This is a genomic window from Marinobacter sp. OP 3.4, from assembly GCF_036224885.1.
Classification (GTDB): Bacteria; Pseudomonadota; Gammaproteobacteria; order Pseudomonadales; family Oleiphilaceae; genus Marinobacter.
This window is the reverse complement of record NZ_JAVVLT010000037.1, coordinates 1-19,427: the sequence shown is the minus strand read 5'-3', so window position 1 is coordinate 19,427 and position 19,427 is coordinate 1. Positions and strand designations below refer to the sequence as shown.

18 protein-coding genes are annotated in these 19,427 nt (G+C 62.7%); 6 read left to right on the top strand and 12 right to left on the bottom strand.

Features of this window, described 5'->3' with window-relative positions; translation table 11 throughout:
* Nucleotides 1–18 precede the first annotated feature (18 nt).
* From RO069_RS07350 to RO069_RS07335, 4 genes are read right to left on the bottom strand one after another with little or no spacing between them, the layout of a single operon-like run.
* On the bottom strand, nucleotides 19–867 hold the full coding sequence (locus tag RO069_RS07350; protein ID WP_328186383.1) for an energy transducer TonB: 849 nt from the start codon (nucleotides 865–867) through the stop codon (nucleotides 19–21).
* Nucleotides 864–1,277: an ExbD/TolR family protein gene (locus tag RO069_RS07345; protein ID WP_328186382.1), complete on the bottom strand. Its 414-nt coding sequence runs from the start codon at nucleotides 1,275–1,277 to the stop codon at nucleotides 864–866. The genes RO069_RS07350 and RO069_RS07345 overlap by 4 nt, the downstream gene beginning before the upstream one ends.
* Entirely contained in the window at nucleotides 1,274–1,684 is a 411-nt protein-coding gene (locus RO069_RS07340) for an ExbD/TolR family protein (RefSeq protein ID WP_328186380.1), read from the bottom strand. The genes RO069_RS07345 and RO069_RS07340 overlap by 4 nt, the downstream gene beginning before the upstream one ends.
* Complete coding sequence (locus RO069_RS07335; RefSeq protein ID WP_328186378.1) at nucleotides 1,671–2,432, bottom strand: MotA/TolQ/ExbB proton channel family protein; 762 nt, start codon at nucleotides 2,430–2,432, stop codon at nucleotides 1,671–1,673. The genes RO069_RS07340 and RO069_RS07335 overlap by 14 nt, the downstream gene beginning before the upstream one ends.
* Before the next feature lie 198 nt (nucleotides 2,433–2,630).
* Between RO069_RS07335 and RO069_RS07330 the strand changes: the two genes are divergently transcribed.
* On the top strand, nucleotides 2,631–4,595 hold the full coding sequence (locus tag RO069_RS07330) for a sensor domain-containing diguanylate cyclase (protein WP_328186376.1): 1,965 nt from the start codon (nucleotides 2,631–2,633) through the stop codon (nucleotides 4,593–4,595).
* Nucleotides 4,596–4,608: 13 nt separating this feature from the next.
* Here the strand turns inward: RO069_RS07330 and RO069_RS07325 are convergent, their stop codons facing one another.
* The 7 genes from RO069_RS07325 to RO069_RS07295 form a co-directional block, all read right to left on the bottom strand.
* The gene (locus tag RO069_RS07325) at nucleotides 4,609–5,316 is read right to left on the bottom strand and encodes a sulfite exporter TauE/SafE family protein (RefSeq protein ID WP_328186444.1); all 708 of its coding nucleotides are present in this window, start codon (nucleotides 5,314–5,316) and stop codon (nucleotides 4,609–4,611) included.
* Nucleotides 5,317–5,385: 69 nt separating this feature from the next.
* Nucleotides 5,386–6,507, bottom strand: coding sequence for a lytic transglycosylase domain-containing protein (locus tag RO069_RS07320; protein ID WP_328186374.1), 1,122 nt, complete (start codon nucleotides 6,505–6,507; stop codon nucleotides 5,386–5,388).
* Between the two features lie 259 nt (nucleotides 6,508–6,766).
* The gene (locus RO069_RS07315) at nucleotides 6,767–8,803 is read right to left on the bottom strand and encodes a TonB-dependent siderophore receptor (protein ID WP_328186443.1); all 2,037 of its coding nucleotides are present in this window, start codon (nucleotides 8,801–8,803) and stop codon (nucleotides 6,767–6,769) included.
* A 283-nt stretch (nucleotides 8,804–9,086) separates the two neighbouring features.
* Complete coding sequence (locus RO069_RS07310; protein ID WP_442915348.1) at nucleotides 9,087–9,893, bottom strand: ABC transporter ATP-binding protein; 807 nt, start codon at nucleotides 9,891–9,893, stop codon at nucleotides 9,087–9,089.
* Nucleotides 9,890–10,933: a FecCD family ABC transporter permease gene (locus tag RO069_RS07305; protein WP_328186373.1), complete on the bottom strand. Its 1,044-nt coding sequence runs from the start codon at nucleotides 10,931–10,933 to the stop codon at nucleotides 9,890–9,892. The genes RO069_RS07310 and RO069_RS07305 overlap by 4 nt, the downstream gene beginning before the upstream one ends.
* Nucleotides 10,930–11,895, bottom strand: coding sequence for a FecCD family ABC transporter permease (locus RO069_RS07300; RefSeq protein WP_328186371.1), 966 nt, complete (start codon nucleotides 11,893–11,895; stop codon nucleotides 10,930–10,932). The genes RO069_RS07305 and RO069_RS07300 overlap by 4 nt, the downstream gene beginning before the upstream one ends.
* A gap of 71 nt (nucleotides 11,896–11,966) precedes the next feature.
* Nucleotides 11,967–12,968 (bottom strand): iron-siderophore ABC transporter substrate-binding protein, encoded by a 1,002-nt coding sequence (locus RO069_RS07295; protein WP_328186369.1) that lies wholly within the window; start codon nucleotides 12,966–12,968, stop codon nucleotides 11,967–11,969.
* A 78-nt stretch (nucleotides 12,969–13,046) separates the two neighbouring features.
* On the opposite strand from RO069_RS07295, the gene RO069_RS07290 reads away from it, so the two are divergent.
* From RO069_RS07290 to RO069_RS07280, 3 genes are all read left to right on the top strand, one after another.
* Nucleotides 13,047–13,604: an MSMEG_1061 family FMN-dependent PPOX-type flavoprotein gene (locus tag RO069_RS07290; RefSeq protein ID WP_328186367.1), complete on the top strand. Its 558-nt coding sequence runs from the start codon at nucleotides 13,047–13,049 to the stop codon at nucleotides 13,602–13,604.
* Nucleotides 13,605–13,706: 102 nt separating this feature from the next.
* Nucleotides 13,707–15,203, top strand: coding sequence for an amidase (locus tag RO069_RS07285; RefSeq protein WP_328186365.1), 1,497 nt, complete (start codon nucleotides 13,707–13,709; stop codon nucleotides 15,201–15,203).
* Nucleotides 15,204–15,411: 208 nt separating this feature from the next.
* A complete protein-coding gene (locus RO069_RS07280; RefSeq protein ID WP_328186363.1) occupies nucleotides 15,412–15,999 on the top strand; it encodes a hypothetical protein in 588 nt (195 codons plus the stop codon).
* Between the two features lie 36 nt (nucleotides 16,000–16,035).
* On the opposite strand, the gene RO069_RS07275 is transcribed toward RO069_RS07280, so the two are convergent.
* On the bottom strand, nucleotides 16,036–17,448 hold the full coding sequence (locus RO069_RS07275) for an HDOD domain-containing protein (protein WP_328186361.1): 1,413 nt from the start codon (nucleotides 17,446–17,448) through the stop codon (nucleotides 16,036–16,038).
* A 201-nt stretch (nucleotides 17,449–17,649) separates the two neighbouring features.
* On the opposite strand from RO069_RS07275, the gene RO069_RS07270 reads away from it, so the two are divergent.
* Both RO069_RS07270 and RO069_RS07265 read left to right on the top strand, forming a co-directional pair.
* Complete coding sequence (locus RO069_RS07270) at nucleotides 17,650–18,657, top strand: methionine ABC transporter ATP-binding protein (RefSeq protein WP_328186359.1); 1,008 nt, start codon at nucleotides 17,650–17,652, stop codon at nucleotides 18,655–18,657.
* The gene (locus RO069_RS07265; RefSeq protein ID WP_328186439.1) at nucleotides 18,657–19,322 is read left to right on the top strand and encodes a methionine ABC transporter permease; all 666 of its coding nucleotides are present in this window, start codon (nucleotides 18,657–18,659) and stop codon (nucleotides 19,320–19,322) included. The genes RO069_RS07270 and RO069_RS07265 overlap by 1 nt, the downstream gene beginning before the upstream one ends.
* Nucleotides 19,323–19,427: the final 105 nt, after the last annotated feature.

Here is a 19,427-nt window from a genome sequence, read left to right as displayed (position 1 = left end):
ATGAAGCCGCGTTACGGATTAACGCAACTTGTACCCTACCGGCAGGGTGTAGGTAAAGCTCTTGCCGACCATGGAGTCGGGCACCTCCGGTAACGGGCTGGCGTCCCGCAACAGCTGGATGGCAGCCTGATCCAGCAGCCGGTGGGAGGATGAGTCCCGCAGGCGGGCTTCCAGCAGTTTGCCGTTGCGGTCAAACTCGAACTCCACCACCGGGGTACCCTCCTGGCCCAGGCGACGGGCCCGACGGGGATACTCCCGATACCGGGACAGATGTCGGCTCAGGTCACTCAGGTACTGGTCCACGGATTCGTCATCACCGGCCACCAGTTCCACCTGCTCCTGCTGGGTTGCCAGGTCCGCACCGGCGTCGGGGTCCGGTGTGCTCACGGCTGCCTCCGCCTCGACGTCGGCGGTTGGGGCAACATCGGAAACCTCCGTTTCCCTGGGCTCCTCCGGTTGCGGTTGGGGCTCGGGGGGTGGTTCAGGCTTTGGTTCTGGTTGCGGTTCAGGTTTCGGCTCGGGCTCGGGTTCTGGCTCTGGTTCGGGCTCCGGTTCAGGTTGTGGCTCCGGCTCCGGCTCTGGTTCGGGCTCGGGTTCTGGCTCTGGTTCGGGCTCAGGTTCCGGTTCGGGCTTCGGCTCTGGTTCAGGCACGGGCTCGGGAACCGGAGCGGGCTGAGGGGGCTTCTCTACCGGCTCCGGGGCCGGTGTGCCCCCGGCAAGGGATACTTTCAGGGCCGGTGTGGTGACATTGGCGTTGCCCCGGGTTTTCAGTTCCAGGGTCGGCACCGAAGGCATGGCCAGCCACAGGGTGATGGCGGTGAGTACCAGTGCCGTGGCCAGGATCAGGGCGCGGGCGGTATGGTTCATTCCGCCGGCTCCGTCAGCAGGATCACTTCCTCATGGCCCAGCTCTTCCAGGGCGCGGAAGAGCTTTTCCAGTTCATCCATGGCCGTTTTGCCGGAGGCACCGATACGCAGCGGTTCTTCGGTGTCGTCCGGTGCCGGTAATACACCAGCGAGTTGATCCAGGGTGACCGGTTCGTTGGCCACCAGGAACTGGCCCTCATCGTTGACCACCAGGTCCGCCTCCGGCTCTTCGCCTGCTTCCGACGAGGCCATTTCCGGCAGTTCCGGCAGGGAGGTATCCGTCAGCTGTCCCGCCACGATAAAGAACATCAACAGCAGGAAAACCAGGTTGATCAACGGCAGCAGGCTGTCTTCCACCCTTTCCAGCAGCGACTTGCTGTCCTCGAAGGGTTCCGGGGTCAATGGCGTCATGGTTGCGGCGTTGTCTTGCTGTCGGGCGTCGAGCGTTTCCACTGGGCGTTGATGCCGGCGTTATCCAGTGTGCTCAGGGTAAGGGTAAAGCGCTCCAGGGGAACGTCACCATCGGTGGCCAGCCGGACCTCCCGCTGGCCGGTGCTCACCAGTTGCCGGCTGAGCTCCTCCAACTGCCAGTCCCGGTCCTGCCAGCGGATCTCGCCACTGGCCAGGAGCTGCAGCTGTGGCAGGGGTTCGCCATCCACGCCCCGGCTGGCGGAGGTGTCGTTCTCCAGCTCCAGGTAGCCGGTGGGCAACAGGTAGCTGGTCACCATGAAGAACACCAGCAGGATGAACACCACGTCGATCAGTGGCGTCATCCGGATGGGCATGGGACGTGCGGGCCGGGGTTTAACCAGCGGCATGGGCGACCCGGGTCGGCTGGTAGGACTCCCGGGTGTCCTCCGGGGATCTGCCAGTCTGCCGTGAAGGCTCCTTTTCAGCCTGGGCCGGCGTGGCCGCGGTGGCCAGGTTCAGGATATCCAGCAGGCGCTCATTCATGTGACTGTTGAGCCGGCGCAGGCGGAACTCGGCCCAGGCGGCGATGGCGGCAAAGGGAATGGCGATCACCAGGCCGGCGGCGGTGGTGGTCAGTGCCTCGTAGATACCGCCACTGAGCTGGCTGGCGCTGGCGCGGCCCTCGGTAGTGGCCATGGCGCTGAACGCCTCCATCATGCCCATGACCGTGCCCAGCAGGCCCAGTAACGGGGCCAGGGCCGCGATCACTTCAATGATCTTGAGGGGGGCTTCGAAGGGTTGCAGTGCCTTCTGGGCGCCCTGGGCGAGGTTTTCCCTCAGGGCGTCAGTGGGTTCGCCGTTGCTGACGCCGGTCATGGCCCGTTGTGTCAGCGAGACCATGGGATTGCAGCGGGCCAGGAACGAGCCGGACGGGCGAGGCGGCTGTCCGCCCCCGGCCTGCTTCCACTCGGCCACGTCCCGACGGACCCGGCCTCCGGAGCGTGGTGCGAACAGGGCGCCGGCTATGGTCAGGTAAAAGAACGTCAGCAGCCCCAGAATCGCCAGTGCAATCAGCACATACATGACCGGGCCGCCCATGGCGACCAGGTTTTCCAGCGGGGACCCCAGGGCAGTCAGGTCTGAATGTTCAGGCATGGTCACTATCCTGATGGGAAGAAGATTGAACGCAAACGATAACAATTTTTATTGGTGGCATCCAGTGAAACCCGTACTGCCCGGCAGTCAGATTTGCCTCGCTCTGATAGACTGCGGGTATCACATCAGGACTTCACGGGGGTTACGCTCTACCAACGATGCTCATCACGCCGCCGATATCGAATGGGGAACGCTTGAATGCGGGCATGGTTTGATCGACTGGCCAACCGGGGCGTGGTGCTGTTTGTGGGCGCCATCGTGCTGACCGTGGTGTTTGTCAGTCTGTTCAATATGGTAATCAGCCGGGAAGAGCTCGAACGGCAGGCCCGCAACCAGGTGGAAACGGTCGCCAGGATGGTGGCCTATGAGCTGGATCGCAAACTGATGGTACGCTTCAATGTGCTCACCGAGGCGGCGGACACCATGAGCATGGACAGTGCCTCGTTCCGCAATTTCTCCTCATTGCTGATGGAACGCCAGCAACCCCTGCGCCACCTGTTCCGGAACATATTCCTGGTGGATGAACACGGCGTCTTGTTGGAGGAGTATCCCGACCTGCTGGATCTGACCGGCATAAACCTGTCCGATCGTGCCTATTTCCGGGACACCGTGGCCCAGTTGGCGCCGCAGATATCCGAGCCCTTCACCTCCCATGCCACCGGCCACCCCAGTGTGGTCATGACCGCCCCGGTATTCGATCACAACAGGCGCTTTGTCGGTCTGTTCGCCGGGTTTATCGACCTGACCTCCAGCAACTTCCTCAGCGAGGTGAGCAGGACCGCTATCGGCAATGATGGCTACGTGACGGTGGCCAGTCGTTCAGGGTTGCTGCTGGCGCAGCAGGATATGGTCAAGGGTATCCAGTCCGTGTCCATGGTAAATCAGGCGGCAATGGACGCCATGAATTGTTTCGAGGGGGTAACCCATACCCGGAACCGGAACGGTGAGGACGTGATGGTAGCGGTGCAGCAGCTCAACATGGCGCCCTGGTTTGTGACGGCCACCTGGCCGCTGGACGACGCCTTCGCACCGGCCAACCGGTTGCGGGAAGCCCTGGCGCTGACGGCCGCCATGGCGGTGCTGATCCTGCTGCCTCTGGCGGTGTGGCTGTTCCGGCGCTATCTCAACCCCCTGGAAGAACTGGCGGAACAGATCCGCGACCGCCACCTGGGGCTGCGGGACCGGCCGGTTGATGCCGGTGGGTACCGGGAAATCCGTGATCTGGCGGAAGCCTTCAACCGGGTTTTCTCGGACCGTACCGAAGTGGAAGCCCGCCTGCGGGCCGAACGACAGCGGGCCGAGAGCATCCTGGGTGCCCTGTACGAAGGCGTTATCATGACGGACACCCTCGGCAATATCCGTTACGCCAACCGGGCAACGGACACCTTTATCGGTGCGTCCGGTCGCCTTGAGGGACAGTCTCTCTTCGAGCTGGTGTCCTTCGAGACCGGGCAGGAGGAGTGGAGCGCCGCCCACTTCCTGGCCAGTGACGAGATCCAGGGCATGGACGGTGTGCTGAGAAACGAACAGCAGCAGACGTTCGATGTGGAAATCACCATGCTCCATGTCAGCCGGGGGAGCCCCGACGAGCGATTGGTGTTTGTTATCCGGGACGACAGCGAGCGCCGCCAGCAGGAGCAGCAACTGTCCTGGCAGGCCACCCACGACAGCCTGACCTCCCTGCTCAACCGCAGGGCCTTTGCGGCGGATCTGGTGAAATGGCTGGGGCAGGCCGCCAGCCTGCAGACTCCCACGGTGCTGATGATGATTGACCTGGACCACTTCAAGCCGGTGAACGATCAGGGCGGGCACCTGCTCGGTGACGAATTGCTACGTCAGCTGGCGGATATCCTCCGTCAGTCGGTTCGCCAGTCGGATGTGATAGCGCGTCTTGGCGGTGATGAGTTTGCCATCCTGCTGCCGGCCTGTGGCCTGGACCGTGCCAGGGCGTTGGCGGAACGGGTGCGGGCGGAAATTGAAGCGCTGCGGCTGCACCACGACGGTGAGAGCTATGGCGTTACCGCCAGTATCGGCCTCACCGAACTGACGGCGGGGGACAGTGGCCCCAAGGAAGTGATGGCACGGGCCGATGAGGGCGCCTATGCCGCCAAGGCTCAGGGGCGTAACCAGGTGGTGTCGGTGCCCGCGCCGGAGGATGACTGAATGGTCGGCGGACTCATCCTGTCCACTGCAACCAGGCCAGCCATAGAAGCCGCATTGCCAGCAGTGTCAGCAGGATATTGAAGAACTGGCCGAAGGCCCGGTTGCCCAGACGGTTCAGCAGCCTCAGCCCCAACCAGGTGCCGGCGAAGCCGCAGGCGATCATGGCGGCCAGGAATCCGATCCAGTCCCTGAAGACAAACCCGGCGAACCCGAATACCACGGCCTTGGGCAGATGCTGCAGGGTCATGGCGGTGGCAAAGGTGGCCACCGTGGTGAAACGTTCCGTGTGGATCTGCTTGATGAACGCCGCCACCAGGGGACCGGTGGCCCCCACGAACAGGGAGATGAAACTGGTCAGCGCCGAGGCCACCAGTATCCCGCTCCGGCCCAGTGCCAGGGGAGGCAGTTTCGGGCCCCAGCACAGGTAGAGCACAAACAGGGCGATGGTCACCTGCCAGGCCCAGGGAGGGAGCTGGACCAGTACCAGGCTGCCCGCCACGGCGCCCAGCAACACCCCCGGCGCGAAAGCGGCAATCACCCGCCAGTCGATATGGCGCCAGGCCAGGGTCATGCGCCCGGCGTTGGAGCCCAGCTGGATCATGCCGTGCACCGGAATGACCGCCGCCGGTGGTATCCACATGGCCATCAGCGCCAGCAGCATGACACCCCCGCCGGCGCCCAGGGCCGCCGTCACCATGGAAGTGAAGGCGGAGCAGGCCATCAGCAGTACGGCAATGTCGGGGCTCAGCCCCGGAGGCAGGAATGACGGCAAGACATCCTCCGGACGGGTTCAGGGCGACTGGCAGAACGGAGTCTGGGTCAGGGCCGGTTCTTCACAGATGGCCTGGGTCGCCAGTTCCACATCCGCCACATAATACAGGGATGCCAGACCCAGTCGATCCCGGCCCAGGTTATGGAAGATCATGCCGAAGGCGATATCACCGGCGGTGAAGCGTTCATGGTGTTCGGCGAAATATTGCGCCGGCCCGCCCAGTTCGTCGTCCTCCAGCAGGCGCAGTACCCGGGTGGCGCCGCCATGGTAGGCCTGGATCAGCAGCAGGGTGAACAGCCGCTGGCGTTTCGCCTTGGGCAGCCCGGCGAAGGCCGTGTTGATGGCCGGCTCCAGGATGCGGGCGTTCTGGCTCATCAGCTTGATGGCGCAGTCGAGCTGGGCCAGGCGGTGCCAGTGATTACGGGGGGCCACGCCACAGTCCGACAGCACCTGGGGCGTGAGCTGCATGATGCCCTTGGCGTCGGCGGCGGAATGGGCCCGGGTACGTCCACCGCTCTCAATCATCATCATACCGGCCAGGTAGCGGGGCAGCTCCGGCGGCAGTGACTGTTGCTGCTGGCGGCTTCGGGTGCCGTAGACATAGACCAGGGCGTCGTGGAGGGTGCCGGGATTCTCCCGTGTGGCGAAATCCAGGTCGTCCCATCGCCCCCAGAGCCGGGCGTCGGTGTCATCTCCCAGATAGCGGCTGCGGGCCTCGTCCAGACGGGCATGGGGCTGGTCGCAGGCCAGGGCGAAGGGGTAACCGGTGGTGGTGGCATCGCCGGGGGTCCAGCCGGTGGCGCGACCCTGCCGCGCCAGTTTCTCGCGCTGTTCATTCAGGCGCTTCTGGGTTTCCGCACGGGTCGCACCATCGCTGGTATAGCCAATGAACCGGCCCCGGTGATCAAACAGCAGGTGCCGCTCCTGGTCGGCGCAGTACCCGGACTCCTCCAGTACCCAGCGGCGGATGTCGAGGATATTGCTGTAGACCCCCTGGCTGTCCCAGTAGGGCGTATCGCGGATGATGGCCTGCCAGTCTTCCACCGGGGTGGTGTTACCGTGGGACAGGAACGGCATGCAGCTCAGCACCAGCAGCCCCACAGTCTGTGTAACACGGGGAAACCGGCCAGGGTGATGCATGGACAGTCCTTCTCTCGGTTCAGCCCGGATGTTTGCCGGGAAAGGAAATAAAAAGTGTTATTAATTCAGTTGGTTATAAGATTGAGTAACACTTTCGGCGTGTTTTCGGATGGTACCCGAAAAGCTGATGTGGACGCCACCGTTCGCTGTCAGGCTGACGCCGATTTCATAATCAGGGAGGCGTCTTCGGGAGGGAAGGGGACATTCGGGTAGGCATCACAGGGGCGGCCAGTGACCGCCCCCGTGATGGCGTGACTGTTTACCAGCTGTAGCTCAGTCTTGCAGTGATTTCGCGGCCCTGGTTGTAGTAGTCGGCCGTGCCCGATCCTACGACATGCTGTTCATCAAGCAGGTTGCTGACGTTGACCTTCAGGTCGGTATTCCTGAAGACCCGGTAGCTGAAGGCTGCATCAAAGAGCGTGGCGGCTTCACTTTTGGCCGTGTTTGCGGCGTCAAAGTAGTAGGTGCCGGTATAGCGTGCGCCCAGGCCGAAGCTCATCCCCAGGTTTGGCAGGGTGTAATAACTCCAGAGGGAGGCGCTGTGTTTTGGAGCAATGTTGAACTCATTGCCCTCGATGTTGGTTCCATCGCGCAGCGGTTCGGCGCGCACTACCTCAGTATCCATGTAGGAATAGCCGCCTGTCAGACTCAGGTTGTCTGTCAGCTCGGTCTTGGCTTCAAGGTCAAGACCACGAACGCGGGACTTGCCGATGGTTTCACTTTCGATGGTGCCGTCATCCTGCGCAACCCTGATGCTGATGTCCTTCTTGGTCAGGTCGTAGATGGCCGCCGAGAACAACGCATTGATGGCGATCGGTGAATACTTCACACCGAGTTCATACTGTTCGCCGCGCTCGGGATCCGTGCCGATGGACGGGGGGGCCACCGACTCCACCATGCTGACGTAGGTGGAGATTTCATCGTTCACGATATAGGTCAGTGCACCGCGTACCGACGTTTCCGAGAAGTCATCGGAAGAGCTGGTGTCGGCGAGTCTGTCATCGCTGGAGAGATCCAGGTTATCGTTGCGCACACCCGCTGTAACGATGAATCGGTCGTCAAAGGACAGGTTCTGCTGCAGGAAAACCGCTTTGGTCTTATAGTCCTGTTCCTCACTGTTGTAGGGCGTGAGGCTGCTGGGGGCACCGCTGTAGACGGGGTTGGCGACATCAATCGGATCCGCCGGCGCGTAGACAGAGGTGCTCTCACTGGACGCGTCGCGGTACTCAACCCCCGCCAGTGTACTGCTGTCGACCCGCTCAAAGCTGACATCGTATTGCAGCATCGCGTTGCCAATCAGCTCTTCGGCCTCACTGTCGGTGCCGATATAACCGCGATCCACCACGGTGCCCGTCCGGTTGACCGAATCCGTGATGTAAACGTAGCCGGAATCATCGGTCAGATCGCTGTAACGCAGGTTGCCCCGCAGAACCAGGCCGTTATCAAAGTCATGGGTGAGCTGGCCGGTCACGCTGGTTCGTTCAACATCGTGGAAGTTGTAGTCCGGCTCGCCATAGAAATCGCTGCGGTCGTATTCCTTGTCAAACGGATAGCCGCCACTGTTGGGGGTGCTGTCCCGGTTCAGGTAGTCCAGGATGACGGTTGCCGAGGTGTACGCGGTCGGTTCCCAGGTCAGGCCGCCCATCACGAACTCGCTGTCGTCCCTGGAATAGTCGTATTCACGCTCGCTGTCCTTGACCTTGCCCGTGAAACGGTAGGCCACGGTTTCGGAATCGTTCAGGGCGCCACCCACATCAACGCCAGCCTCTTTGTGATCAAAGGAGCCATAGGTGACGTAGCCCTCACCAAAGCTTTGAAACTTGGGCTGTTTACTCACGAAGTTCACGGAGCCGCCCGGGTCCGCCGGGCCGAACAGGGTTGAGTTGGCGCCACGCAATACTTCCACCCGTTCGAAAGCGTAAGGGTCCTCGCGAACGCCGCGCATGGAGCCAAGTGTCAGCCCGTCACGGTAGGTGGTGGCCTGGAAGCCGCGAATCTTGAAATAGTCGTTGCGATCGTCAGTGGCGTAGTACTCGGTGACAACGCCAGGAGTGTATTGCAGGACCTCCTCGGTGGTGTTGGCGTCCCGCTGCTCGATTTCCTTTTCAGTGATCACCGACACGGAGGCGGGGGTGTCCAGGATGCTGGTGGCGACCTTGCCGCCCACCCAGAGTTCCTGGGCCACCGTGGAGTTGGCGTCATCGTCGGCGTTGGCCTGGGCGTTGACGATAATGGGAGCGAGACGGTAGGCCTCCCCCTCATTGGTGTCACTGCTCTCCTGGGCCATCCCGCCCATGGGGGCAACGGCCAATGGCACGCAGTACAGCAGGGCGGTAGTGATGCGTTGCCACGGTGTCCGTGCCGCATCAAGTCCGGTTCTACTATCACTCATACTCGACATCCTCGACAGGTTGGCGGGCTCAGGCGCCCGCCTTATAACGTTTGGTTAAAAGGATGTCATAGTTTGTCCGGGCATCGTAATGAAGTCAATAATGAGAAGTATAATCATTTACTGAAGGCGGTGTGCCCTGGCTGGCGACAACAGGTATGCCATCAACGCCGCCAGGGTGGTTTCTGGCCTACTCCCCTGCCAGCCGGTGGCGACCGATCGGCAGCATCATCGGCCTGCCCGAAATCGGGTCGGCAATCACCCGGCTACGCAGGCCAAAGACCGACAGGATGGCCTCTTCATTCAGGACATCCCCGGGTTGGCCATGGGCGTACAGCCCGCCCCCTTTCATGGCAACCAGGTGGTCGGAATAACGCGCGGCCAGATTCAGGTCATGCAGCACCATGACAATGGTGATGCCACGGTGCTGGTTCAGGTCGGTGAGCAGGTCCAGCACCTCGACCTGATGGCTGACATCCAGAAAGGTGGTGGGCTCATCCAGCAGCAACAGATCGGTTTCCTGGGCCAGCGCCATGGCGATCCAGACCCGCTGCCGTTGCCCGCCCGACAGTTCATCCACTTCCCGGTCGGCCAGATCGATGATTCCGGTCACCTCCAGCGCGTTGGCGATGGCCTCGTCGTCATGGGAGTTCCAGCGGGACATCAGGCCATGATGGGGGTGGCGCCCCCGGCTGACCAGATCGGCAACGGTGATCCCTTCGGGGGCCACCGGCGATTGCGGCAGCAGCCCCAGGGTGCGGGCCAGCTCGCGGGTGGGAATGCGGTGCACGGACTTGCCATCCAGCAGGACCTGTCCCCTGCTTGGCGCCAGCAGTCGCGAAAGGGTGCGCAGCAGGGTGGACTTGCCACAGGCGTTGGCCCCGACAATCGAGGTGATGCGCCCCGGGGCAATGTCCAGATCAAGACCATCGAGGATGGTGCGCTCGCCATAGCCGGCGGACAGGTCTTCGACAACAAGATGGTGAGCGGCGGTCACAGCGAGCCTCCTCTGCGGTTCACGCGAATGATCAGATAGATAAGATAGGGTGCACCCAGGGCGCCGGTGACAACGCCGACCGGGTAGCGGCTCGGCAACAGGAATTGCCCGATGTAGTCCCCCACCAGCACCAGGCAGGCGCCGACCAGGGCTGCCGGGATCAGGATCGAACCGTTAGGGCCAATAAGACGCGACGCAATGGGTCCCGACAGAAACGCCACGAACGCGATGGGGCCGGTCACGGCGGTGGCAACAGCGATCATGCCCACGGCACAGACCATCACCGTGATCCGGGTCAGGCCGACCCGGACCCCGAGCGCCGCCGCCATATCATCGCCCATGCGCAGCGCTTCGAGATCACGCCCCCGGCTGAGCAGAAGGCCACCGAAGACCAGCAATGCCAAGAGTACCGGCACGGCCTCGTTCAGTTGCGCGGCGTTGACGCTGCCGGTGAGCCAGCGCATGGCCTCCTGCAGATCCCATGCCGGCGCCCGGGCCAGGATATAGGCGATAAAGCTTTCGATCATCGCCGCGACGCCGATGCCGATCAGGATCAGACGAGTACCCGCCACTCCATTCTTTGATGCCAGCCCGTAAACCAGCAGGGCAACCCCGAGTCCGGCAATGACCGAAAAGACCGACACCGCCGGGCCGTCCAGTTGCAGGATCACGATGGCGAAGACTGCGGCGGCGCTGGCTCCGGAACTGACACCGATAATGTCCGGGCTGGCCAGTGGGTTACGCAGCATGATCTGGAAGGCGACACCGCCCAGACCAAAGCTCATGCCCACCAGCACCGACAAGACCGCCCGGGGCAGGCGCAGGTGGCCGACGGTAAAGCTGGCGCCGGGGACGTTTTCCCCCATCAACACCCGCAGCACATCCTGGGGCGGGGTGAACGATTGCCCCAGCGTCAGTGTCACCGCAATAGCGGTGACCAGGATCAGAACCAGGGCCGCCATGACGCCCCACCAAAGGCGAGCACGGCGCTGGCGCCCGGCCTTCACACCGGCGAGAGCGTGGGAAGCGTCTGAGGTCATAGGTCACGCACCCGCTGCCGACGGACAACCCAGATAAAGAAGGGGGCACCGATGAAGGCGGTAACCACGCCCACCTCAAGCTCACTGGGCCGGGCGACGAGGCGACCGGCCACATCCGCGAGCAATAACAGGCTGGCGCCACTCAGCGCGGAAAAGGGCAGCAGCCAGCGGTGATCCACCCCCACCAGCAGGCGGCACAGGTGCGGTACCACCAGCCCGACAAAGCCAATCGGGCCACAGGCTGCAGTGGTAGCGCCGCACAACAGGATGGCGCCCAGTCCTGCCGTGCCCCGGGCCAGTGCGACTTTTTCGCCCAGGCCGGCCGCCAGGTCATCCCCCAGCGCCAGCGTGTTGAGTTTCCGGGCCGACAGCAGGCTGATCACGAAGCCCACCATCAGGAACGGCAGCACAAGCCCGATGGTGTCGAAGGTGGTGCCGCCGACCCCGCCGATTTGCCAGGACCTCACCCCTCCTGCGATGTCGTTCCGGGGCAGGATCACCGCGATGGTAAACGAGGACAGGGCCACCGAGGTGGCGGCCCCGGCCAGGGCCAGTTTGAGGGGAGTGGCGCCACCCCGGCCCAGCGAGCCGATGGCGTAGACGAAGACGGCGGTCAGGCCGGCGCCGAGGATCGCCGTCCACACATAGGCCTGGGCCATGCTCATGCCGAACCAGGCCAGCCCGATCACCACCGCGAGTGAGGCCCCCATATTGATCCCCAGGATGCCCGGGTCGGCCAGGGGGTTGCGGGTCACGCCCTGCATGATGGCGCCGGCGACGCCGAGTGCGCCACCGGCAATGATGGCCAGGACCGTGCGTGGAATGCGCATGGCGACGGCGGCCTCACCGATGCTGTTCACCTGCCCCTGCAGTGCGGAGACAATATCAGGCCAGGGAACGTCGCGCGTACCAACGGCGATGGAAAGCAGGCAAAGTGACGCCAGCAGCGCGACCAGCACCATCAGGCTGGCCGATTTTGCCAGATTGCTCCGGTAAAAAGACGATACTCCGCCCGTCGCCGCCGACTGTGCCGTCATTGTGACTTGCGTGCGGCGTCCGCCAGCACCTTGACGTAGTCTTCAAGCACCCAGGGGATCGACAGGGGGGTAGGATTGGCCGCGGTGGCGACCGGGCCATTGCCCAGCATCACCACGGAACCATTCTCGATGGCGCGCATCCTGGACATCAGGGGATTGGACTCCAGCGGCTCCAGGAGCTCTTCGGCGCCATAGGTGACAAAGATATCCACATCGTTGAACGTGTCTATCTGCTCGACACTGACCTCTCCGGAAAACTGCCCTTCCCCGGTTACCTGGTTCACGCTTTCAGGTGAGTGCATGCCGAGATCCTCGAAGAATTTCACCCGGGTGTCGTTGGCGGTGTAGAAGCGCAGGATGCTCAGGTTCGTGGCGTCAAGGTGCGTAATGAACATGGCTGACTTGTCTTCGAGTTCGGGGTACCCTGCGACGCTGTCGGCGATCTGTGCTTCCAGCCTGTCGATCAGGGCCTCGCCTTCAGCCGTCATGCCCATGCCAGCGCTGTTCACGCGGATCATCTCGCGCCAGTCGGTTGACCAGGGAGACTCGGGATACGCGACAACCGGCGCAATCATGCTCAGGGTATCGTAGTCGGCCTGGCTGAGACCGGAATAGGCGGCCAGGATGACATCCGGTTGCGTCGCCGCCACCGCTTCGAAATCAATGCCGTCACCTTCATCGAACAGCACGGGGGTGTCGGCATCCAGCTCCCGGAGCCGGGCACTGACCCAGGGCAGCAGGCCATCGCCATTGTCGTCACCGAAGCCGGCGGCAGCAAAGCCAACGGGAACCACGCCAAGTGCCAGGGGAACCTCATGATTGGCCCAGGCCACGGTCGCCACGCGCTCGGGCTTTTCTTCGATGGTCGTGGTACCGAACGCATGTTCGATGGTCTTGGGGAATTGGTCTTCCGTTTGCTGTGCCCATCCGACGAGGGGGATAACCAGTGAGGTCGCAAACAGGAAGGTAACGACAAACGTTCGGGGAATGTTATACATCTCGGCGTGTCTGGTTTGATTGACTGGGATTGAACTGTACCTTAAATAAACGCGCTAATGCCAACGAGAATCAATATCATGAGTGAAATCGTTTCACTGGAGCAACTGAGGGAGCTGTATCCCGAACCATGGGACGTGGTGAAAGCCAAAGTCATGCCGGCGCTGGATTCGTACACCACGACGTTCATCCAGAACAGTCCGTTTGCGTTGCTGTCGACGGTCGATAGCCAGGGTTATGTCGATATTTCTCCCAAGGGCGGCGAACCCGGCTTTATCAAGGTGATGGATGCCGGAACCATCCTGATTCCGGACAGTGCCGGTAATAACCGCATCGACAGCCTGCAGAACATCCTCGAGAACCCTGGTGTTGGCCTGTTGTTCATGGTCAATGGCGTGAATGAGGTGATCCGTGTCAAAGGCCGCGCCAGTATCCATCGGGACGAAGCGCTGTTTGATCTCTGCCCGGATGGGAAGAAAGCCCCGAAGGTGGTCATAAAGGTCGCCGTGGACAGTGTCTATTTCCACTGTCCGAAAGCCCTCGTGGTCGGGAAACTCTGGGAAGAGGAGTACCGGGTTGACCGGTCCTTCCTCCCCTCCCTTGCCGAAATCGTCAAACATCAGCTCAGTTCGGAGTGATGGCACTGCTGTCGCGTCAAACTACTGATAAACTCAAGCGGAACCATGCGACAGGACATGCGAAAAGAACGTCCGGAACTCCAATAACAACGGATCAACTCCATGAAACCTTCCGAATACCTGCAGTACGATGCCACCGGTTTGGCTGACCTGGTGCGCCGGGGCGAAGTCACCCGGTCAGAGGTGACGGAGGCGGCCATCGCCCGTGCCGAAACGCTGAACCCGGATATCAACGCCATCTGTATTCCCCAGTACGAGGAAGCCCGCCAACAGGCCCCTTCTGATGGTCCCTTTGGTGGTGTCCCCATGCTGTTGAAGGACCTGGGCCAGGAACAGGCGGGCCAGCCCTGCACCATGGGAAGCCGGGGTCTTCGGCGCCGGGTCATGGCGGAGGACTCCGACTATGTGATCCGGGCCCGGGAAGCGGGGCTGGTGTTCCTGGGTCGTACCGCCACCCCGGAATTCGGTCTCAAGGCCATTACCGAATCAGAACTGTGGGGGCCAAGCAGAAATCCCTGGGGTCGTGACCACACCCCCGGCGGCTCCAGTGGCGGTTCCGGAGCGGCTGTGGCCGCGGGTATCGTGCCGGTGGCCGGCGCCAATGACGGTGGTGGTTCGATCCGGATTCCCGCCGCCTACAACGGTCTGGTGGGGCTGAAACCGTCCCGGGGGCGGGTATCCTGGGGGCCCCACACCGGGGAGAGCTGGCTGGGGGCGGCGGACAACCATGTGGTGACCCGCACCGTCCGGGACTGTGCCGGCATGCTGGATGTGCTGGCCGGCCCCGCCGTTGGCGATCCGTTCCGCATTGAGGCGCCACCCCGCCCCTGGAGTGAACAGGCCAGTGAGCCGCCGGGCAGGCTTCGTATCGGTCTGTTTACCCGCTCCCCGTACGGCGATGACGTGCATCCCGACTGCGTGGCGGCAGTGGAAGAATCCGCCCGCCTGCTGGAGTCGCTGGGTCACGAGGTGGAAGAAGCCAGTCCTGAGTTTGATGGGCAGGCCCTGGCCCGCTGCTACCTGGGGATCTATTTTGGCGAGGTGCCGGCGTTCATCGATATGGCGCTCGCCGAGGGGGCTTCGAAGGATGACTTCGAGCTGGACAGCCGCGTGCTGGCGATGCTCGGTCGCAGTTTCCCGCTGCCGGCCTATGTGCGCATGCGCCAGCAGTGGAACGACTTCGCCCGTGCTCTGGGGGATTATTTCAGCCGGTATGATCTCTACCTGTGTCCGACCACCGCCCAGCCGCCGGCCCGGATTGGTGAGCTGGACCTGCCACCGGCCATGAAGGTGGTGTCGAAACTGCTTGTGAAGGCCCACGCGGGGAAGCTGCTCCATCGCACTGGCATGATCGACCAGCTCGCCATGGAAAGCCTGGCGCGAACGCCGTTCACGCAACTGGCCAACCTCACCGGCACGCCGGCCCTGTCCCTACCCCTGGGGTGGGACCAGAAGGGCATGCCGGTGGGCGTCCAGTTCGGGGCGCCCCACGGAGCCGAGGGCCGCCTGCTGCAACTGGCGGCACAGCTGGAGGAGGCGGCGCCGTGGTATGGCCGTTACGAGCAGCTATGGCAAACTGCCCCTGAAAGGGAAATGTAACGGTCGGACTTGTGATCCGCTCCCGCAAACTCCACGTTTATTTTTTAGGCCGGAACAGGCTATGCTGTGAGTGAGTAATCTGGACATGGAAGGCTTTGCAGGGCTGGTCCGGAGGCTCGCCAACGGGTGACGGCTGCGACTGCCCCGTTCTCCGGGGCCGGTTTCCGGACCGGTTCCCCTTTCTGATGGCATCGAGGAGGCGAGTACCATGAACCAACCGATGGCAATCGAAGAACTGGTGTCTGTAGCACAGGCGGAAGCCATGGGCGAGCTGGACGCGCCGATTATGGCAATAGTCCTTTCCAGCGAGCAGAGCTACGACCTTCCCATCAACTCCCTTGAAACCGATGCCGACAAGGCCCGGTGGGCCTTGATCCTGCGTGCTGCCCGTGAACACGTTGAAGCAGACGCGGTGGCATTGCTGTACCCGGCCTGGACCACCATCCGCCAGCGCAATCCCGAGGCGGAAGTGCGCAAGGAGCCCGAGGATGGCCCCGAACCCATCGACACCCTGTTTGTACAGCTGCACACCCGCGACCGTATCTACTGGCGTGGCTTCGAGCAGATCCGCGATCCCCGTCACCAGCGCATCGTGGGCTTCCGCACCATTGGTGCCCTGTCTAACGAGTATGAGCGGGAGGAGGCGCCCTCGGTGACCTCCTGGCTCAACACCCTGTTCGAGCCGCTGCCTGAAGAGGGGGAAGAAACCGATGTGGACCGGGAGCTGGCGGACCTGCTGGAAGAGCCGGAGGTGAGCGCCGCCCTCTACCCGAGGCAGATGCGGGCACTGCACTGAACCGGCACCTGTGCCGGAAAGCTGCTCCCCGGAAATTCACTTTCCGGAGAGCAGCGTCAGGCATAGCTGGGCGTGCTGCAGGAAGTGGCTGAACGCCTGCAGGTGTTCCTCGCCGGGCTCGCTGCCGTTGGCGCCGAAATCCGCGTAGAACATCCCCAGTATCCGACCGTTGGTGACCAGTGGGCCGATCAGGGCGGGTACCCGGCCAAGCCAGGGGTCAAAGTCCTGTTCCGGGGCCTTGGCGTCCGGCTGGTAGATGGTACAGCCGTCCCGGGGCAACAGATGGCCGAGGGCGCCGCTACCGTTACGTGGCACCACAAAGTGGTTGCGCCAGCCGTCGGTCTGCGGGCCGGTACAGGTCCGTAGCACCAGGTTGCGTCCGTCCCGGTCCGGCATCAGCAGGGCCACCCGTTTCAGCCCGATACCCCGCTGGATGCCTTCCATCACCAACTGGAACACGGTGTTCAGGTCCGGCTTTTCGGTGAGGCTCTGGGCCAGTTCCCGCAGGATACGCAGTTGCAGGTCCGCATCCATGTCTGGCGGCGGGGGCGCCTCGATGTCGCCGGACCCGTCGGGCATCAGCGACTGTACCTGGGGGATACCCAGGGATACGGCCACCTCACCCGCTTCCCCCGCATTCAGTCGGGCCCGGTCACGGACTGCTGCCGGTGATTCGTCCAGTTCCCTCCCGAGGGTATCCATCAACTGGTCCATCTCCGCGGTCCGCCAGCCTTCCTCGGCCAACCGCGACATTTCCACCGCATGACGGGCCAGTCGGCTGGCGTCGGATCCCGGGCGGCTGGAGGACACCACGTCGCGGATAAAAGGCCCCAGGGCCCAGGCCTCTGCCAGGCCGCGGCTGATCTCGGGAAAGGTGCTGTGGAGGATTTCCTTCTGGGCTTCCACGTGGGACGTGCCCGCCCGCAGGCTGTGCTCCAGCTCCATGGCCTGTTCCGTGTCGCAGGCCCAGAAGGCCAGCTCGCCGATGTTCATCAGCAGGGCACCGATGAAGACTTCCTCCTGGGCCTGTTCGTTTCGTTTGGGTAGCAGGTTACGGGCCTGGACGGCGGCGTGGATGGCGCGGGCCAGGCATTTGAGGAGATGGGGGCGGGAGGAGCGCTTGAGCAGCGAATCCACCACCAGGGATGAAATCGCCATGGATTTCACCGAATCAAACCCGATCAGGGTGATGGCCCGGCTGACGGTGCTGACCTGCACCCGGGTCTGGTTGTAGAACACGGTGTTGGACAGCCGCAATACCTGGGAGGTGAGCTGGGCATCGTTGATGATGACCGCGGCCAGCTGGTTGACGGTGCTGCTGTCGCTGTCGGTAAGCTCGTTGATCCGGCGTAGCGTGTTGGCCAGCACCGGCAGTTCGACGCGGCTGAGGTAGGCGACCCATGCCTGGGTGGATTCCATCCTTGTGGTCGGGGATGAGGGATCGCTCACAATGGTTGCTGTCTCCGGATTATAGGTGCATGTGTAAACTAAATAATCATACTACACTTCCAGCCCGAACCCCTGCCCCCGGACACGAACGGATACAAAATCCAACATTCGGGTTTGTGAGGTGATTGCGTTATAATCAGCGGCTTTTCGTGCCGGGGCCCACAAGGCGACGGCCAATGCCTTACGGAAGGTTTGTGACTTGTGATTGAACTTGACCAGGTTCAGAAATCCTACCAGGTGGGCGACCGGGCGATCCCCGCGTTGAAGGCCACCGACCTGACCATCGACACCGGCGAGGTGTTCGGTATCGTCGGCCATTCCGGGGCCGGCAAGTCGACCCTGGTGCGACTGATCAACCTGCTGGAGCGTCCCAGCGGTGGCCGGGTGCTGGTGGATGGCGAGGATGTGACCCACTACGACGCGGCGGAGTTGCGGGCCTTCCGGCGCAAGGTGGGCATGATCTTCCAGCACTTCAATCTGCTGTCGTCACGGACGGTGGCGGACAACATTGCCTTTCCCATGAAGCTTGCCGGCATCTACTCGAAGGAGGAGATCCGTTCGCGGGTGGCGGAACTGCTGGAGCTGGTCAGCCTTACCGATCAGGGCAGCAAGTATCCGTCGCAGCTTTCCGGCGGCCAGAAGCAGCGGGTGGGCATTGCCCGGGCGCTGGCCTGTCGCCCCACCATCCTGCTGTGCGACGAGGCCACCAGTGCCCTGGATCCGCAGACGACCCAATCGGTGCTGCGCCTGCTGGCGGACATCAACCGGGAACTGGGGCTGACCATCGTGCTGATCACCCATGAGATGGATGTGGTGCGCCGTATCTGCGACCGGGTGGCGGTGATGGACGCGGGCCGGATCGTTGAGAGCGGGCCGGTGACGGATGTGTTCCTGCATCCCGAGCATCCCACCACCCGGGACTTTGTCTTCGAGAGCGAGAATATCGACCGGGAGGAAATGGAGCAGGACTACCAGCAGGCCAGCGGTCGTATCCTGCGGCTGACGTTCCGGGGCGAGAGCACCTACCAGCCTCTGCTGGGCCATGTGGCCCGGGCCTCGGGGGTGGACTTCAGTATCCTGTCCGGCCGTATCGATCACATCAAGGACACGCCCTATGGCCAGTTGACCCTGTCCCTGGTGGGGGGTGACCTGGAGAAGGCGATGGCGGAGTTTGATGCAGCGGATGTCCATGTGGAGGTGGTGCGATGATGGAATCACTGCTGGGTAACGTGGACTGGATGGAGATTGGCTGGGCGAGCTGGGACACCCTGGTGATGGTGGGGATGTCGCTGCTGTTCAGTGTGCTGATCGGTCTGCCGGTGGGGGTGTTGCTGTTCCTGACCGGCAAGCGGCAACTGCTTGAACAGAAGGCGGCCTATGCCATCCTGTCGTTTGTGGTGAATGTGTTGCGGTCGGTGCCGTTCATTATCCTGTTGATTGTGATGATTCCGGTGACGGTGCTGATCGTGGGCACGTCCCTGGGGGTAATCGGGGCGATTCCGCCGCTGGTGGCGGGGGGCGCGCCTTTCTTTGCCCGGTTGGTGGAGACGTCCCTGCGGGAGGTGGACCGGGGTATCATTGAGGCGACCCAGGCGATGGGGGCCAATGTCCGCCAGATTGTCATGGGGGCGCTGTTGCCGGAGGCGTTGCCGGGGATTATCGCGGGTATCACGGTGACGGCGATTACGCTGGTGTCCTATGCGGCCATGTCCGGTGTTGTGGGTGGCGGCGGTCTGGGTGATCTGGCGATACGTTTCGGTTATCAACGGTTCCAGACGGATGTCATGGTGATTACTGTGGCTCTGTTGGTGGTGTTTGTGCAGTTATTGCAGATGCTGGGGGATCGGCTTGTTCTTTATTTCAGCCGCAAGTAATCGCGTCCTTGAGTTTCGGGGGAGGTCACCCGGTACGGTGACCTTTTTCTGGACACGCCCGGCAAGTACATCCCTGTAGGGCTCGACGAGCGCCGTCCCTGGCGC

Coding starts and splice junctions, on each gene's coding strand:
- RO069_RS07280 (WP_328186363.1), top strand. CDS start 15,412: ATGAACCAACCGATGGCAATCGAAGAACTGGTGTCTGTAGCACAGGCG.
- RO069_RS07290 (WP_328186367.1), top strand. CDS start 13,047: ATGAGTGAAATCGTTTCACTGGAGCAACTGAGGGAGCTGTATCCCGAA.
- RO069_RS07325 (WP_328186444.1), bottom strand. CDS start 5,316: ATGGCCTGCTCCGCCTTCACTTCCATGGTGACGGCGGCCCTGGGCGCC.
- RO069_RS07265 (WP_328186439.1), top strand. CDS start 18,657: ATGGAATCACTGCTGGGTAACGTGGACTGGATGGAGATTGGCTGGGCG.
- RO069_RS07345 (WP_328186382.1), bottom strand. CDS start 1,277: ATGACGCCATTGACCCCGGAACCCTTCGAGGACAGCAAGTCGCTGCTG.
- RO069_RS07300 (WP_328186371.1), bottom strand. CDS start 11,895: ATGGTGCTGGTCGCGCTGCTGGCGTCACTTTGCCTGCTTTCCATCGCC.
- RO069_RS07340 (WP_328186380.1), bottom strand. CDS start 1,684: ATGCCGCTGGTTAAACCCCGGCCCGCACGTCCCATGCCCATCCGGATG.
- RO069_RS07335 (WP_328186378.1), bottom strand. CDS start 2,432: ATGCCTGAACATTCAGACCTGACTGCCCTGGGGTCCCCGCTGGAAAAC.
- RO069_RS07305 (WP_328186373.1), bottom strand. CDS start 10,933: ATGACCTCAGACGCTTCCCACGCTCTCGCCGGTGTGAAGGCCGGGCGC.
- RO069_RS07350 (WP_328186383.1), bottom strand. CDS start 867: ATGAACCATACCGCCCGCGCCCTGATCCTGGCCACGGCACTGGTACTC.
- RO069_RS07315 (WP_328186443.1), bottom strand. CDS start 8,803: ATGGGCGGGATGGCCCAGGAGAGCAGTGACACCAATGAGGGGGAGGCC.
- RO069_RS07330 (WP_328186376.1), top strand. CDS start 2,631: ATGCGGGCATGGTTTGATCGACTGGCCAACCGGGGCGTGGTGCTGTTT.
- RO069_RS07320 (WP_328186374.1), bottom strand. CDS start 6,507: ATGCATCACCCTGGCCGGTTTCCCCGTGTTACACAGACTGTGGGGCTG.
- RO069_RS07285 (WP_328186365.1), top strand. CDS start 13,707: ATGAAACCTTCCGAATACCTGCAGTACGATGCCACCGGTTTGGCTGAC.
- RO069_RS07295 (WP_328186369.1), bottom strand. CDS start 12,968: ATGTATAACATTCCCCGAACGTTTGTCGTTACCTTCCTGTTTGCGACC.